Origin of the sequence: Thiocapsa rosea (genome assembly GCF_003634315.1) — a bacterium.
GTDB classification, from domain to species: Bacteria; Pseudomonadota; Gammaproteobacteria; order Chromatiales; family Chromatiaceae; genus Thiocapsa; species Thiocapsa rosea.
Genome location: NZ_RBXL01000001.1, coordinates 4,500,682 through 4,515,575 on the forward strand (window position 1 = coordinate 4,500,682; position 14,894 = coordinate 4,515,575).

At 62.8% G+C, this 14,894-nt stretch carries 11 protein-coding genes and 1 tRNA gene; 7 read left to right on the forward strand and 5 right to left on the reverse strand.

Annotated elements, in window-relative coordinates:
• The first annotated feature begins 1 nt into the window (after position 1).
• From BDD21_RS20135 to katG, 6 genes are all read left to right on the forward strand, one after another.
• Positions 2-724, forward strand: coding sequence for a tetratricopeptide repeat protein (locus BDD21_RS20135; RefSeq protein ID WP_120798679.1), 723 nt, complete (start codon positions 2-4; stop codon positions 722-724).
• Entirely contained in the window at positions 721-1,479 is a 759-nt protein-coding gene (locus tag BDD21_RS20140; protein WP_120798680.1) for a tetratricopeptide repeat protein, read from the forward strand. Before BDD21_RS20135 ends, BDD21_RS20140 begins: the two co-directional genes overlap by 4 nt.
• An 18-nt stretch (positions 1,480-1,497) precedes the next feature.
• On the forward strand, positions 1,498-4,239 hold the full coding sequence (locus BDD21_RS20145) for a tetratricopeptide repeat protein (protein ID WP_120798681.1): 2,742 nt from the start codon (positions 1,498-1,500) through the stop codon (positions 4,237-4,239).
• Positions 4,240-4,257: 18 nt separating this feature from the next.
• On the forward strand, positions 4,258-5,901 hold the full coding sequence (locus tag BDD21_RS20150) for a glycosyltransferase family 2 protein (RefSeq protein ID WP_120798682.1): 1,644 nt from the start codon (positions 4,258-4,260) through the stop codon (positions 5,899-5,901).
• Positions 5,898-6,923 (forward strand): glycoside hydrolase family 26 protein, encoded by a 1,026-nt coding sequence (locus BDD21_RS20155; protein WP_170164840.1) that lies wholly within the window; start codon positions 5,898-5,900, stop codon positions 6,921-6,923. Before BDD21_RS20150 ends, BDD21_RS20155 begins: the two co-directional genes overlap by 4 nt.
• Positions 6,924-7,229: 306 nt before the next feature.
• Positions 7,230-9,458, forward strand: coding sequence for a catalase/peroxidase HPI (gene katG, locus BDD21_RS20160; protein WP_120800036.1), 2,229 nt, complete (start codon positions 7,230-7,232; stop codon positions 9,456-9,458).
• Between the two features lie 407 nt (positions 9,459-9,865).
• Here katG and BDD21_RS20165 read toward each other — a convergent pair.
• The 5 genes from BDD21_RS20165 to soxX all read right to left on the reverse strand — a co-directional run bounded on the left by BDD21_RS20165 (position 9,866) and on the right by soxX (position 12,701).
• Positions 9,866-9,950 (reverse strand) — tRNA-Leu (locus tag BDD21_RS20165).
• Positions 9,951-10,077: 127 nt separating this feature from the next.
• Complete coding sequence (locus tag BDD21_RS20170; RefSeq protein WP_120798684.1) at positions 10,078-10,752, reverse strand: rhodanese-like domain-containing protein; 675 nt, start codon at positions 10,750-10,752, stop codon at positions 10,078-10,080.
• Positions 10,753-10,819: 67 nt separating this feature from the next.
• A complete protein-coding gene (locus BDD21_RS20175; RefSeq protein ID WP_245969708.1) occupies positions 10,820-11,326 on the reverse strand; it encodes a hypothetical protein in 507 nt (168 codons plus the stop codon).
• A gap of 130 nt (positions 11,327-11,456) precedes the next feature.
• Positions 11,457-12,296 (reverse strand): sulfur oxidation c-type cytochrome SoxA, encoded by an 840-nt coding sequence (gene soxA, locus BDD21_RS20180; RefSeq protein WP_120798686.1) that lies wholly within the window; start codon positions 12,294-12,296, stop codon positions 11,457-11,459.
• Between the two features lie 24 nt (positions 12,297-12,320).
• Positions 12,321-12,701, reverse strand: coding sequence for a sulfur oxidation c-type cytochrome SoxX (soxX, locus tag BDD21_RS20185; protein ID WP_120798687.1), 381 nt, complete (start codon positions 12,699-12,701; stop codon positions 12,321-12,323).
• Between the two features lie 340 nt (positions 12,702-13,041).
• Here soxX and soxB point away from each other — a divergent pair, with 340 nt between their 5' ends.
• Positions 13,042-14,820 (forward strand): thiosulfohydrolase SoxB, encoded by a 1,779-nt coding sequence (soxB, locus tag BDD21_RS20190; protein ID WP_120798688.1) that lies wholly within the window; start codon positions 13,042-13,044, stop codon positions 14,818-14,820.
• Positions 14,821-14,894: the final 74 nt, after the last annotated feature.

A 14,894-nucleotide genomic window follows, 5' to 3' on the forward strand; every position in this document is an offset into this window, starting at 1 on the left:
CGTGACTTGGAGCAGCGCCCGGTCGCAGAAGGTTACCTATGCTCTGATCCTCATCCTCAGCGGGGTGACCGCGCTGCTCGCCTATCCGCTCGTCTATCCCGATCGGTCCCTCTTCCGGCAAGGCGAACACGCATGGCAGGCGGGTCGTGAGTCGGACGCCATGTCGCTGTACGCGCAAGCCCTGGCGAACGGGCTGAATCGGTCGCACGCACTCTATCGCATGGTGACCGAGGCCCTGCAGGCAGGCGATATGCCGTTGGCCGAACAGGCGCTCGCGCGACTGACGGACAACGCCTCACGCGCGCGTCTGCGGGCATCCGATCTGCTTCCAGTTGCCGGAGCGCTCGATGCGGCTGGACGCTACGACCTGGCCAGCGCTCTGCTCGAGCACCATGCGAATCTCTTTCCCGAGGATTGGAGTTCAGCGCTGTATCGCGCTGATCTGTTGCGTCGCTCGCAGCGTTACGACGACGCAGAAGGCATCTACAGGGCCGTGCGGGATGCGGCGCCGGCTCAGGTTGCTCGAGTCGCTGCATTGCAATGGGCCGAGATGTTGGGTTGGCAGGAGCGATTCGCCGCTGCAGAGGAACTCTTGCGCGAACAACTCGACGCAGACCCGCTCGACCGTGACGCGCGCATCCTCTTCGGTCGCATCCTGTTCTGGAGCGGGCGCCTCGACGAGGCAATCAGCGAGTATCAACAGGCTTTGGGGGAGACGAAATGACTGACACGAGCGCGTCACGCTGCGCCCCTGGGATTCACGACGCGGCTGACTCCGCGCGCAGAGGCCAGCGATGGATCGGGCTCGGTCTCGTGCTGTTGATTGGCCTTTTGGGCCTGTCCTCGCCACGCGCCCAGACCGATGCGCCGGCATCGCCCCGCGGTCCTGCTGTTCAGGCGGGTACGCCCGGCACGACCTTTGGTCTGACCGAGCCGAGTCGCCCGGCGCCGCCGCTGCAGCGCGAGGGCGACCTGATCCCGGACTGGCAGGCCTGGCTCGAGCTGGCCCGGCTGCAGAGTTATATCAGTGACTACGATGCCTCGCTGAAGGCCTACGACAAGGTCATCGAGCTACGCCCGGATGACACCCAGGCACGCCTGGAACGCATCAAGGTCCTGGTCTGGGCCAATCGCCCCGAGGACGCCTGGACGGCCCTTCAGGCCATTCCGGAGAAGGACTTGGATGCCGAATCCAAGCTGATCATGGCGGATCTCTATGCAACACGGAAGGAGTACGCACGGGCGTCGGCACTCTACCGCACCCATCTTGAAGCGGCGCCGAACGACGAGGCGGTCAGGTTGAAGCTTGCGGAGGTGTTGTCCTGGGAAGAGCGTTATGAGGAGTCGCTCAAAGAGTATCGACTCCTGCTCGAGCGGCGCCCCGATGACCAACAACTGCGCCGGAAGTACGCGTTTGTCCTGTCTTGGGCCGGCAAGCTCGAAGATGCCGCGCGCGAGCTGAAACGGACACTGCCTTGAGTCGATGGGAGGAGTGTGATGGCTGAGCGTCGGGCACGCCCGCTCGCGACGGCACCGAGCGCCAGTGGTCCATCGGTGGCCAGACGGCGCTGGGCTGTCGGGATTGTGTCGGGTCTCATCGGGCTGCTTGCACTCGGGCTTCTTGCACTGGCGCAACCTGCGGCGTTCGCCCGGCCGAGTCCCGGCTCGACCATCGTGCCCGAGTCCGCTTGGATCGATGATCGCGAAGCGCGGCTCGAGCTTGCCCGCGTGCTCGCGGCCTTGGGACAGGTGCGTGAAACCCGCGAACAGGTTCTTGCGCTCGCCGCGGACGCACCGCGCGATCCCGCGCAGCAGCTCGCGCTGGCGAACATCATGATGACCTGGGGCGATTTTCGTCGCGCCGAGGCGCTCCTGCGACCACTGCTCGCGCGTGACGATCTGAATGCGCCGACTCGGCGTCGCGCCGCGCTCGATCTAAGTCGCGTCTTGCTGGCCGCGCAGCGTTACGAAGAAGCCGAACAGGAACTCTTGCAGGCTTTGCATGGCTCCGGAACGGATCGCGAGGCATGGCATGATCTGGTCGCACTGCGCATCGCCGAGCAAGACTTCGACGGCGCACTCGCCTTGCTCGAGGGGTCAGCGCCCGTCCCGGCGGATGATCCCAACCGCCTGCGTCAGCAGGCACGGGCACTGTCCGCGGCCGGTGCCCATGAGGCGGCACTCGATCTGCAAACGGCGTTGGTCGAGCAGGGCGAGGAACGGCGCAACGATGCCGTGGCGCGTGCCCGCAGCCTGATCCGGCTTGAGCGGGATGACCAGGCGGATGCACTTTTGGAGCGGTTGTTGGCCGATGACCCCAACGACATCGATGTGCGCTATCTCTGGTTCACGCTGGATCCCGATCGCGAAGAGGACCCCTGGTGCGAGGCGCAACCGCCGCGCCTGACACCCGAGCAACTGGTGCGTTGGGGCGAGCTTGATGCGCGCGCGGGTCGCAACAAGGAGGCGATCGTCTGTCTGGAGGCGGCGTTGGAGCAAGACCCCACGCATTTCCAAGCGCGCCTGGCGCTGGCGGAAACGGCGGCGACCGTGCGTGACTTCGAGCGCTCGCTCGCACTCCTCGACGCACTCCTGGATGACTTTCCGGACACCTCGAAGCTTCAGCTGACGCGGGCGCGCGTCTTGTCTTGGGCCGAGCGCTACGCGGACGCACAAGAGGCGTATGCAGAGCTTCGCGAGGCCCGCCCGGAGGACCCGGTGCCGACGCGCGAGGCCGCGCGCGTCGCCATGTGGAGCAAGGACGCCGGCGCGGCGACTCGACTCTATCGGGAGATGCAGGTCTCCCGTCAGGTCGAGCGCTTCCAGCCCGAGGTCGAGACGCTGCGTGCGCGGGTTCAGCTCCCGGCGATCGAGGCGGCCTTGTCCGATCTCGGCGACGCACTCGGCGAAGGCCGTGTCTATCCCATGCTCGGTCCGCTCGAAGCCGCGCTGGCGGAGGAGGGCGATGCGCTGACGCCGGAACTCGCCGATCGGCTCGCCGTGCTGGTGATCGCGCTGCGGCCGGTCGATCGCATCCAGGAAAGCGCGTTTCTCGAGGAGCAGGCGAAACTCAATGCGTGGCATCGTCGTTTCAGAACGGCCAACACGCGTTTCGGAGAGCTCATCGCGGTGCAACCCGGAAACCAGGAGGCACTCTTCGACCAAGCGCAAATGCAGTGCATCGTCGGCTTGTATGATGAGTCGCTCGACACCTACCGATCCCTGTTGAACCTCGACCCCCTGCACAGTCGCGCCAGCGAAGCGGTCGAACGCATTGCGGTCAGCTCCCGTCCGGCCTTGGGCTTGAACCTCAGCGTCTGGAGCGAAGAAAGCCCCGGCGGCACGCGCTTGGCCGCGATCGACCGTCAACACACGGAGTTCGCGGCCGAGATTCCTCTGAAGAACGGACGCTATCAGGTCAGCGTCGGGCAACACCTCTGGCAGGAGCGACCGAAACCGCTCGACGATGTCCGCGGCGGCGATCAATTGCTGGGCACCTATGAGGCGCAAGGACAGAGTCTCGGTTTCAGTGGTGTCCTCTCGCCTTGGCTGAGCGGCGCCGCGGAAATCACCTACAAGGATTATCAATCCTCCGCGCTCGCCGATCCGACCTTGGGCCGGGCTGCGCTGACCGTGAATCTGCGGGACTGGGCTGACCTCGGTCTGGAATACGTGCGGACCGAGATGCTCGCCAACGGCTTCGCCCTCGAGCAGGGGATCCTCGCCAATCTGTGGCGCATCCAGGTGGCCGCTCCATTAAGGCGCTGGCTGGATCTCGATCTGCTCGCCGAATATCAGGACTACAGCGATGCGAATCAGGGCATTGTGCTGCGTGGCGATCTCGGCGCAGTCCTCACGGATCATCCGCGCGAGCTCAAGCTCACCCTAACCGGTGAGTATCGGGATGTTCGCAACCAAAACGTCTTTGAATTCGACGGCCCAAACCTCGTGAACATCCAGTATCCGTACTGGACACCACGCGATTATGTCGCCGGCGCCTTGACCCTGCAGTGGCGACACGATTTGGCGGAGTTTCTATTCTGCGGCGCTCGCCAACATGTTTATCTGCTCAAGCTCGGTTTGGGTACCGACACGGATCATAATGCCGGCATCCGCTTTGAAGCTGAATATCGCTACGATTTCGCACCGCGTTGGAGCTTGACCGCTCAGGGCATGATTCAGCGCTCCCGCGAGTGGGATGCCGAAGGGCTCTGGCTTGGGCTCGGTTACCGCTTTTGATCCGGAGAATCAGAAGGTATGGATAAGGGGTCCGCACACAAGAGGCCGATCTTTTCGATCGCTTTGATCACGGCTGTTGTCGCCCTCGTTCTGTACCTGATCGTGCGGACGTCGTTATTCGTCCTCGCCGACTATGTCTGGTACGAGAAGAGTATCGCCTTGCTCTTGTTGTTCGCCGAATTCTTCATTATGTTGCATGCGTTCGGCTATTTCCTGAATCTCTACCATGTCCTGCATCGGGACTCCGCACCGCGACAAATCTCCATGGACGAGGTTCCGGAGTTGACGGACTACCCGCCCGTCGCCATTATCGTGTCATCGTTTAAAGAGCCATTGGACATCATCGAAGGCACTTTGACCTGTTTTTATAATCTGACCTATCCCAACAAGCACGTCTATTTTCTCGACGACACCCGGTATGATCGCCCGGGTGATGATCCCGAGCAGATGCGTCGATATCGCGAGCAGATCGATGCCCTGTGTGAAAGGATCGGCGTCAATCTCTTCCGTCGCAGTTGGCGCGGCGCAAAGGCCGGCATGATCAATGATTTCCTCGATTTCATCGAAGGCCATCCCAAGCCGGGGTTTACCTTCCACAGTTTCGAAGAATCGTTCGCGCTCAAGCGCGAGAAGGAAAAGTACATCATCGTTTTCGATGCGGACATGAATCCTTTGCCCGATTTCGTCGATCCACTCGTCGCCTTCATGGAAGCCAATCCAACGCTTGCGTTCATTCAAACGCCGCAATACTACACCAACTTCGAGACGAATCGGGTCGCACGCGCCTCGGGTCTCCAACAGGCGGTTTTCTACGAGTACATTTGTGAAGGCAAGAGCGAACAAGATGCCATGTTCTGTTGCGGCACAAACGTGATCTTCCGGCGTGAGGCATTGATGGACGTCGAGGGTTTCGACGAGTCTTCGGTGACGGAGGACTTTGCGACCTCGCTTAAATTCCATGCTCGGGGTTGGAGTTCGGCTTATCTGAACAAGATCTGTGCCTTCGGCATGGGTCCGGAGGATCTCGGCGCTTACTTCAAGCAACAGTTTCGCTGGGCACTCGGCACCGTCGGCCTCTTTCGAACGATCGTCGGCGCCTTCGTACGCAATCCCCGCATGCTCAGCGCGTCGAAGTGGTGGGAGTACTTTCTCTCCGGGACTCACTATTTCGTGGGTTGGGCATTGCTGATCATGATGACGACACCCGTCGTCTATCTGTTCTTCGAGACCCCGAGCTATTTCGTCCGCCCCGAGATCTATGCCCTCTTCTTTCTGCCGTATTTCATCCTGACGATGACGCTCTTCATCTATTCCATGGCCCAGCGTCGTTACGGATTCAAAGAATTGGGGAGCGGGATCGTCTTACAGGCGATTACGCTACCTGTCTATCTGCGGGCATCCTTACTCGGGATCATCGGAGTCAAGGGGACCTTCGGCATCACACCCAAGGGCGGGAGCACGAGTTTGCCCCTGATCAAGCTCTGGCCTCAGATCCTGCTTGCCGCCATCTGCGTGGCCTCGATCGGATGGGGGATCAGTCGACTGTATTTCGAGCGTGATGCGATATGGGCGGTGACGGTCAATATGGTGTGGTGTGTCTATCATGCCGGGCTGTTGTCCGCGGTGATCTATTTCAATCACCCGGAGGAGGACGGGGCATGATGGCACGCATGATCGGTGGCCCGCTCCTGATGCTTGGGATGCTGCTGTGCGCATCCCCGAACGTCTTCAGTCAGGGTGTGCGGGAGGGTCTGTTCTTCGGCGTGGGTCTCGATGGTGATCGGTTGACGGAACAGCGCCTGATGGCGGTTCGCGATGCCACGGGGATTGCGCCTTCTCTTGTGGTCATCTTCCAACAGTGGCCGGGGCCCGATACGCCGGATGCGGGCCGCTTCCCGCTCACGAGCGTCCAAGCCATCGGGCAGGCCGACGCACTGGCGTGCGTGACCTGGGAGCCCATGTTCCTCGTGCAGGGCGGCGAGCGAGCAATCGCGGCGGATGCGATTCTCGGTGGCGGCTATGATGATTATCTGCGCCTGTGGGCGCGCGCGGCACGCGACTACGGGCAACCTGTCCTTGTGCGGTTTGCACATGAGATGAACCTCGCGCGCTATCACTGGGGAAGCGACGCAGAGGGCTACGGCCCGGAATCACCCGCGCGTTACCGCGCCATGTTCCGCTATGTTGTCGAGCGTTTCCGAGAGGAGGGGGCGGACAACGTCTTCTTCGTGTTCTGCCCGAATTCCGAATCTGTTCCGCATCCCCAGTGGGACGGCGCGACCTGGAATACAGCCAGCGCCTATTATCCGGGCGACGATGTCGTGGATATTCTCGGTGTCGACGGATACAACTGGGGAACCACGCAGACCCTCGCCGAACACGGATGGGAAAGCCGATTCAGTTCATTCGCCGACATTATGCGGCCGATGTTCGATGAGCTCCGAGGGCTCAACGCAGAGAAGCCGATCGTCGTGTTCGAGATGTCCAGCGTGGTGCAAGGCGGGGATAAGGACGCATGGATCAGAGCAGCCGTCGAGGACATGATGGTTTGGGGGATCTCTGGATTCGCCTGGTTCGAGGTCGACAAAGAGAACGACTGGCGCCTCGCAACCGGCGTCAACCCGGATTTGGCTGACTGGCTGCGCGAGCGTGTGCAAAGACACGCGCGAACCCTTCTCGAGTAGGCGCACGGCGCGGCGGCGCGGCGGCGCGCAAAAAATGATAATCGTTCTTGTTGCTAATGCAAGACCGATTGCCGTGTATCGTCGGCCTCAATCAACACAACCTATACTGCCAATTGGCGCCTAGCCATTCGGTATCCTATCGTCGGAGTGTGCAGCGCCAGTCCCGTAGCCGAGCCCGTTCGGGTCTGCCGGCAACGCTCGCTCCGGACCGAAGCGACAAGACAAGGACGCGAAGACAAGAACAGGAAGACAAGCGGTGTTTGCCCCGCCCCAGTCGAACCCACCAACGACGAGGAGATGAATCCCATGCTCATGAAGGCGATCCCGGCGGCCGTTCTCGCGGCCCTTCTGACTACCACCTCGGCCGCAGACCCTGCGATGTCGATCGGCAAGGCGAGGCCCAACAGTTTCTGGTGGCCCGACCAGCTCGATCTGCAGCCCCTGCGCGACCACAACCCGGCGTCCAATCCCTACGGGACGGATTTCGATTACGCGAGTGCGTTCGCGAGCCTCGACCTCGCGGCCATCAAGGCGGATCTCAAGGCGTTGATGACGACGTCTCAAGACTGGTGGCCCGCCGATTACGGCCACTATGGCCCCCTGTTCATCCGCATGGCCTGGCACAGTGCCGGAACCTACCGGGTTGCGGACGGGCGAGGCGGCGCCGGCGGCGGCCAGCAGCGGTTCGATCCGCTCAACAGTTGGCCCGACAACGTCAACCTCGACAAGGCGCGGCGCCTGCTCTGGCCGATCAAGCAGAAGTACGGCCGCAGCATCTCATGGGCCGACCTCATGGTGCTCGCCGGCACCGTCGCGCTGGAGGACATGGGCTTTCAGACCTTCGGCTTCGCCGGCGGCCGGGCGGACGACTGGGAGCCCGACCTGGTCTACTGGGGTCCGGAGGCGGACATGCTCGGCCGGGAGCGCACCGACGCCGAAGGCAATCTGCAGAATCCCCTCGCCGCCACCCAGATGGGCCTGATCTACGTGAATCCGGAAGGCCCGGGCGGCAATCCCGATCCGCTCGCCGCCGCCGAGCAGATCCGTACGGCCTTCGGTCGCATGGCGATGAACGACGAGGAAACCGTCGCCCTGATCGCCGGTGGTCACACCTTCGGCAAGACCCACGGCGCCGGCAAGCCGGATGAATGCGTAGGCGCCGAGCCCGCCGCAGCGCCGCTCGAACAGCAAGGATTGGGCTGGGCCAACCGGTGCGGCAAGGGCAACGCCGAGGACACCATCGGCAGCGGCCTGGAAGGGGCGTGGACCGCAGCGCCGACCCGCTGGACGATGCTGTATCTGAGCAACCTGTTCGACTATGACTGGCTGCAAACCCGCAGCCCGGCCGGCGCCATTCAGTGGACCCCAAAGGACCGAGCGGCCGCCGGCACGGTCCCCGACGCCCACGTGGAGGGCGTCAGCCATGCGCCGATCATGTTCACGACGGACTTGGCGCTGAAGCTCGATCCAACCTATCGCGCGATCGCCATGCGCTTCCTGGAACACCCGGAGGAGTTCCAGCGCGCGTTCGCGCAGGCATGGTTCAAGCTGACGCATCGCGACATGGGACCCCGCGACCGGTTTCTCGGCGCCGAGGTGCCCGAATCGGTGCTGCTCTGGCAGGACCCTGTGCCCGCGCTCGACCATGCGTTGATCGATGAAAACGACATCGCCGCGCTCAAGACGCGCATCCTGGCGTCCGGTCTGCCAACCGGTGAGCTGGTGCGCACCGCTTGGGCGTCGGCATCCACCTTCCGCGCAAGCGACATGCGCGGCGGTGCCAATGGTGGGCGCATTCGCCTCGCGCCGCAGAAAGACTGGCCGGTCAACGATCCGGCAAGCCTGGCGAGGGCGCTGCAGATCCTTGAGGACATCCAGACGACCTTCAACAACAGCGCATCCGACGGCAAGAAGGTCTCGCTCGCCGACATCATCGTCCTCGGCGGTGCTGCGGCCATCGAGCTGGCGGCCAAGGATGCCGGTTATGACGTAGATGTCCCCTTCACGCCCGGACGCACGGACGCCACCCAAGAACAGACCGATGTCGCGTCCTTTACCGTCTTGGAGCCGACGGCCGATGGCTTCCGCAACTACTTTGCGGACAGCAACCGCCAGTCGCCGACCGAGATGCTGGTGGACCGCGCAGACTTGCTTGGGCTGACGGTCCCGGAGATGACGGCACTGGTCGGCGGGATGCGCGCCCTGGGTGCCAACAGCCGTGGGTCGCGGCATGGCGTCCTCACCGAGCGCCCCGGCCCGCTGACCAATGACTTCTTCGTCAACCTGCTCGACATGGACACCCTGTGGTCGCCATCGGCGGACGCCGATGGCCTCTACGAGGGACGCGACCGTACGACGGGCGCGCTGAAATGGACGGCGACCCCGGTGGACCTGATCTTCGGATCGAACGCCGAGCTGCGTGCTATCGCCGAGGTCTATGCCTCCGCGGATGGAGACGAGGAGTTTGTCCGAAACTTCGTCGCGGCATGGACCAAGGTGATGATGGCCGACCGCTTCGATTTGAAGCGGGGTTAGGCAAGAGCCGCTTGGGCCGTGGTTGGCGTTGGCCTGGCCCAAGCGCGCGAATCAGTTGCCGAGGCTCTACCGGCAGAGCCGCAATCAGGAAATGTCGTTGTCGTCATCGGATTCCGGACGAAACGATCCTTCCTTCGAGTGCGTCGCCTTGACCGCGACCTCGCGGGCCGTCGGGCCGGCTGAAGAGGACGACTGCACCTCGTCTATCCCGGGGGGTGTCGCCGCTTCGCGACGATCGTCGGCGTTACTTCCGACCCATCGTCTACGCAGTTGGGATGTCGATTCCCGGAAATCGCCTTAAGGAACGGACAGGGAGCGAGCGGCCTGCTGAATCGCTATTTGGAGGCGGTCGGTATCCCCGATCGCGATGTCGTGCCGAATCGGATGATCCAAGCCCTTGAAAGTGTTGGTGCGCGAGGGGGGACTCGAACCCCCACGGATTGCTCCGCTGGAACCTAAATCCAGTGCGTCTACCAGTTCCGCCACCCGCGCGCGCCGCTATTCTACTGCGGATCCGAGCAGAAGGTTAACTTTGGACACAGCGGCGAAAGGCGCCCGAAGGCGCCTTTCGCGTCATACCGCCGTTCGCCGCCCGGATGCCCGAACGGCGCGATCCCGATTAGGGCTTCACGGTCGTCAGACCGACGCTGACCCAATCCTGCATGCCGCCGCGGTACCACTTGAGTTTATGCACCGGGTAGCCGAGACCGACCAAGGTCTTGATGTTGTCGGTGGACTGCCCGCACCAGATGCCGTTGCAAAAGAGGACAAGGGTCTTGGCATTGGTGAAGTCCCAGGTGTTGTTTTCGGCGTCGAAGCGGCCGCCGAACTCGTCTCCGAGGATCTGCCGGAAGGCTTCGGCTTGCTCGGGTGTTTCGAAGGTTCCGGCGGCATCCGAGCTGATCATGTGCCAGGGGATATTCATCGCACCGGGGATGGTCCCGCGCATGACCCAGTCGGGGGTGCGGGAATCGACGATAAGGATGCTCTCGTCGCCATTGGACTTGCGGCGCAGGTAGTCCAGGACTTCGAGTTCTCCGATGGTACCGACGCCGGGGATAGCGACGATCGGTTGTACGCAGAAAGGCGGGCACCCGCGGTCGGTCTTCTGGAACATCGCGGGAAGGGTGGCGTCACGGTCGTGGCCGCGCTGGATGGTCACGGTCTGGCCGTTGTGAACGACATCTATGCTCTCGATGTTCGCGGAGATCCGGTTGTCGGCCGCGAGCAGGGTGCCCGGCAAGGCGCTCGCAAGGACGATCCAGAGTGTTGCAGTGGTGGTGTGTTTCAGCATTGATGGTCTCCTTAATCCGATTTGAGAGGGTCGGCCGTCACGGGTCTGATGCGCCCCTGTCATCCCGTTACTGTGGTTTCTTCACGTACGTCGGGAAGGTCGCCCCTTGCTCCCTTATGGCTTGCTCGTAGCCCATCTCACCCTGGCGCTGAGCCTTGCGCGCGAGGGCCGTTGCACCGGCGAAATCGCCCGAATTGGCAAGCTCCTGCGCCTCCTTGATGAGTTTTCCGGTATCGCGCCACTCGCCGCGAACCGAGCTCGCCTTCTTACGCGCGGCCTCGGCCGCGGCGATCGCCTCCTCGGCCTGTTTCGCCGCGTCGGTGTCGACAGTCGCGCCTTGAGCCTGCTCGACGGCGAAGGTGTCTTGCTTCATCGCCCGGAGGGCGAGCTCGCGCGCCTTTGTAAACTGCCGCTCGGGCATGATCGCCTCGGCCTCTTTGATCATCGCTGCGGTCTCGGCGGACGCGACGCCCGCTGTTTCGGCGAGGGCGTGTGCCGCTTTTGCCTCGTCGATCGCCTGCTCGGCTTCGGATCTGTGGGTTGCCCATGCGCTGGTGACGGGCAGGGCGACCAACAGGCCGCCGATGAGGATCGTTCTGAATACTCTGCGAATCGACATCGTGTTGGGACTCCTCTCGTGCGCTCTCCAAGTGGGCGCGCCGTCGGGGCGCGCCCAGTGCCTTCAGCGGCGTTATTGGCGTGCGTTACTTGCGTGCACCCGGCCCATTGAGTTCCAGGCCATTATTCAAGTAGGTCATGAAGAACTCGAGATTGCGATACTCCTCGCCCTGAAGCGGGAAGGGTGCCGCGCGCACCTGGTCGTTGCAGCCTTCATAGCGGCGATGCAGCGTGCCCATTTCGCCCCACTTGGAGCGATAGACCGGCCAATGGGTGGTATGGCCGAAGGCGGGGCTCAGGATCTCGGTCCGCAGGGACGTGCCCGAATTGCCGAAGTGGCAATGGCTGCACGAGAAGTTGAACTGGCCCCGGCGCGCGAAGTAGAACTCCTTGCCCGCCTCGTAGGCAGCAATCGCTCGAGGGTCGTCGGCAGGAATTTCGACGTTCGTAACCTGGCCGCGTGACTCGTAGGCCATGTAGGCCGTGATGTCCGCCATCGGACCCTTCGCGTACCCGAGCGGCTTCTCGCCGTTGGCCTCGAGGCACTCGTTGATGGCGAGGGGGAGGGTGATGACCATCCCACGGTCTTTGTCCCAGTAGGGGTACTTGCCGACGATGGCCGGACCATCCGGGAAGCAGTCCGCATAGGTCTTGCCGTTGGCGAACGGCGTGTTCCACATCTCCTCGCCGGCACTGAGCGCGTTCTCGTAGGGCGGGAATTCCTCGATCGCCTCCCAGTTTTCGCGCCCCACCGGGTCAACTGAATAGACGCCGTTGGCGAACTCCTGGAGGGGTACGGTCGGGAAGCGCTCGGTAAAATAGGCTTGGAAGGTCGCCTTGTCTTCCTCGGGTGTCGAGGCGAGCGCCGGTATCGAGATTGCGCAGGCGAGACCAAGAGCGGTGAACGACAGCAATAACTTAGACATTTGTATTTGCCTCAGGGTCGCTCATTAAAGTGTCCAGATATATTCGACGACGTCGGCAAATTCCTGATCGGTCAGGATCTCGTACTTGCCGAACGGCGGCATGGCGGCCTCGGGCGCCTTCACGGTCGCATCCCAGATCTGGCGGGCGAGGGCTTCCTTGCTCGGGTAGCGGGTCTGCATGGCGATCAAGGCCGGGCCGATGGCCCCGGGGCTCTCGGCACCGACGATCATATGACAGGCGAGACAGTTGCCTTTGCCGCTGTCTTCGGCAACGAGCTTGCCTGCCGCGGCATCCCCCTTGAGGTCCATTTCGGGCATGTCGACCGCCGTGGCGACGACGGCGATTGAGCATAATCCAAGGCCGAGTGCGATCGCGCTCGCTCGGAACGGGCGTAGGGACAGCATGGGTGTAGCCTCCTGAGATCTCTGCTGTAACGACATGGGCTCGGAGTTGCTCCGGACCCTGATTTCTTGTCTGATCTCCGCGTCGTCGCGCGGTCGCCCCGCGGTCGTTTGGTAACGCCGCGATGTTCTGTCGAAGGAATCCTAGCACGTCGAAATGAAAATGTCCGACTCCCAAGGTGCGACGCGAAACCGAGGGTTTTGACGAGACGACGGTTTGACCCGCGACGGGCTCGGCGATGGCATTCGGGACCGATGACCGGGCATACTAGTCGGGATTCATCACGCCGTCGGCCCACGCGGCAGGGGGCACAATTGCAGGCAAACGGAGGACTCAAAAACAATGTCACTTTCAAGACGTGAATTCATGCGACTCATGGGAATTGCCGGTGCTGCCGGGATGTTCCCCGCGTCGGTCTTCGCGGCAAAGCGCATGCCGGCCGATCTCTACGAGGTCCCGAAGTTCGGCAACGTCACCCTCCTGCACATCACCGACACACACGCGCAATTGAATCCGGTCTATTTCCGCGAGCCGAACGTCAACCTCGGCATCGGTCCGGCCTTCGGAAAGGCTCCGCACGTGGTCGGCGAGGCGTTTTTAAAGCACTTCGGGGTCGATCCGGGCGGGATCGAGGCGCATGCCTTCACCTTCCTCGACTTCGACGCCGGTGCAGAGCAATACGGCGCAGTCGGCGGCTTTGCACATCTCAAGACGCTGGTGGATCGCGTCCGCACCGAGCGCGGCGACGGCAACAGCCTGTTGCTCGACGGCGGCGACACCTGGCAGGGCTCGGGGACCGCCTACTGGACCCGCGGCATGGACATGGTCGGCGCCACCAACCTGCTCGGCGTCGATGTCATGACCGGCCACTGGGAGTTCACCTATCTCGACGAGGAGGTCATCAAGAACGTCGGCGAATTCAAAGGCGACTTTGTCGCTCAGAACGTCAAGGTTCGAGAAGAAGCGCTCTTCGACTACCGTTTCGCCGACTTTGCAGGCTTCGACGAAGACCTCGGCCGCGCCTTCAAGCCCTACACCATCAAAGAGGTCGGCGGCGTGAAGGTCGCGGTGGTCGGGCAGGCATTTCCCTACACACCGATCGCCAACCCGCAGCGCTTCATGCCGGACTGGACCTTCGGCATCGACGACGGCTCGATGCAGGAGGTCGTCGATCGGGTGCGCGAGAATGAGAAGCCGGACCTGGTGGTCGTGCTTTCGCACAACGGCATGGACGTGGATCTGAAGATGGCCTCGCGCGTGACCGGCATCGACGTCATCTTCGGCGGCCACACCCACGACGGCATGCCGGCGCCGACCATCGTCGAGAACGCGTCCGGCAAGACCCTGGTCACCAACGCAGGCTCCAACGGCAAGTTCCTCGGCGTGATGGACATGGAGGTGAAGGACGGCAAGCTGGTGGATTTCCGCTATCGCCTGCTGCCGGTCTTCTCCAACCTGCTCGCCCCGAACGCCGAGATGGTCGAGTACATCACGGGTGTGCGTGCGCCCTACAAGGCCCAACTGGAAGAGGAGTTGGCGACCGCGGAGGAGACGCTGTTTCGTCGCGGCAACTTCAACGGCACCTTCGATCAGGTCATCTGCGACGCACTGCGCAAGGTCAACGACGCCCAGATCAGCCTCTCGCCGGGCTTCCGATGGGGAACGACGGTGCTGCCGGGTCAGAAGATCACCATGGACAACGTCATGGATCAGACCTGTATCACCTATCCGGAGACCTACCGGCGCGAGATGACCGGCGCCGAGATCAAGCTGATTCTCGAAGACGTCTGCGACAACCTCTTCAATCCGGACCCCTACGTGCAGCAGGGCGGTGACATGGTCCGCCTCGGCGGGCTGGACTACGTCTGCGATCCGGCCGCTTCGATGGGCGATCGCATCCTGGACATGGCACTCGACGACGGCACCAAGATCGAGGCCGACAAGTCCTATGTGGTTGCCGGCTGGGCAACGGTCGGCAGCCAGTCGCCGGGCGAGCCGATTTGGGAAACGGTCGCGACCTATCTGCGCGACATCAAGACGGTCAAGATCGAGAAGCTCAACACGCCGAAGCTCAAAAACGTGGCGGGGAATCCGGGTATCGCGGATTATCCGTTCATGTAACGCCCCGGGGTCTGCGGCTCAACGCCGTCCGACCCCGCCCCCGGCCCGCGGCGGATCGCCTCGTTCAGGTGTCC

Bases quoted from the DNA above. Each gene is read 5' to 3' on its own strand.
- BDD21_RS20145 (WP_120798681.1), top strand. From the start codon at position 1,498: ATGGCTGAGCGTCGGGCACGCCCGCTCGCGACGGCACCGAGCGCCAGT.
- BDD21_RS20140 (WP_120798680.1), top strand. From the start codon at position 721: ATGACTGACACGAGCGCGTCACGCTGCGCCCCTGGGATTCACGACGCG.
- katG (WP_120800036.1), top strand. From the start codon at position 7,230: ATGCTCATGAAGGCGATCCCGGCGGCCGTTCTCGCGGCCCTTCTGACT.
- soxX (WP_120798687.1), bottom strand. From the start codon at position 12,701: ATGCTGTCCCTACGCCCGTTCCGAGCGAGCGCGATCGCACTCGGCCTT.
- soxB (WP_120798688.1), top strand. From the start codon at position 13,042: ATGTCACTTTCAAGACGTGAATTCATGCGACTCATGGGAATTGCCGGT.
- BDD21_RS20150 (WP_120798682.1), top strand. From the start codon at position 4,258: ATGGATAAGGGGTCCGCACACAAGAGGCCGATCTTTTCGATCGCTTTG.
- BDD21_RS20155 (WP_170164840.1), top strand. From the start codon at position 5,898: ATGATGGCACGCATGATCGGTGGCCCGCTCCTGATGCTTGGGATGCTG.
- BDD21_RS20170 (WP_120798684.1), bottom strand. From the start codon at position 10,752: ATGCTGAAACACACCACCACTGCAACACTCTGGATCGTCCTTGCGAGC.
- soxA (WP_120798686.1), bottom strand. From the start codon at position 12,296: ATGTCTAAGTTATTGCTGTCGTTCACCGCTCTTGGTCTCGCCTGCGCA.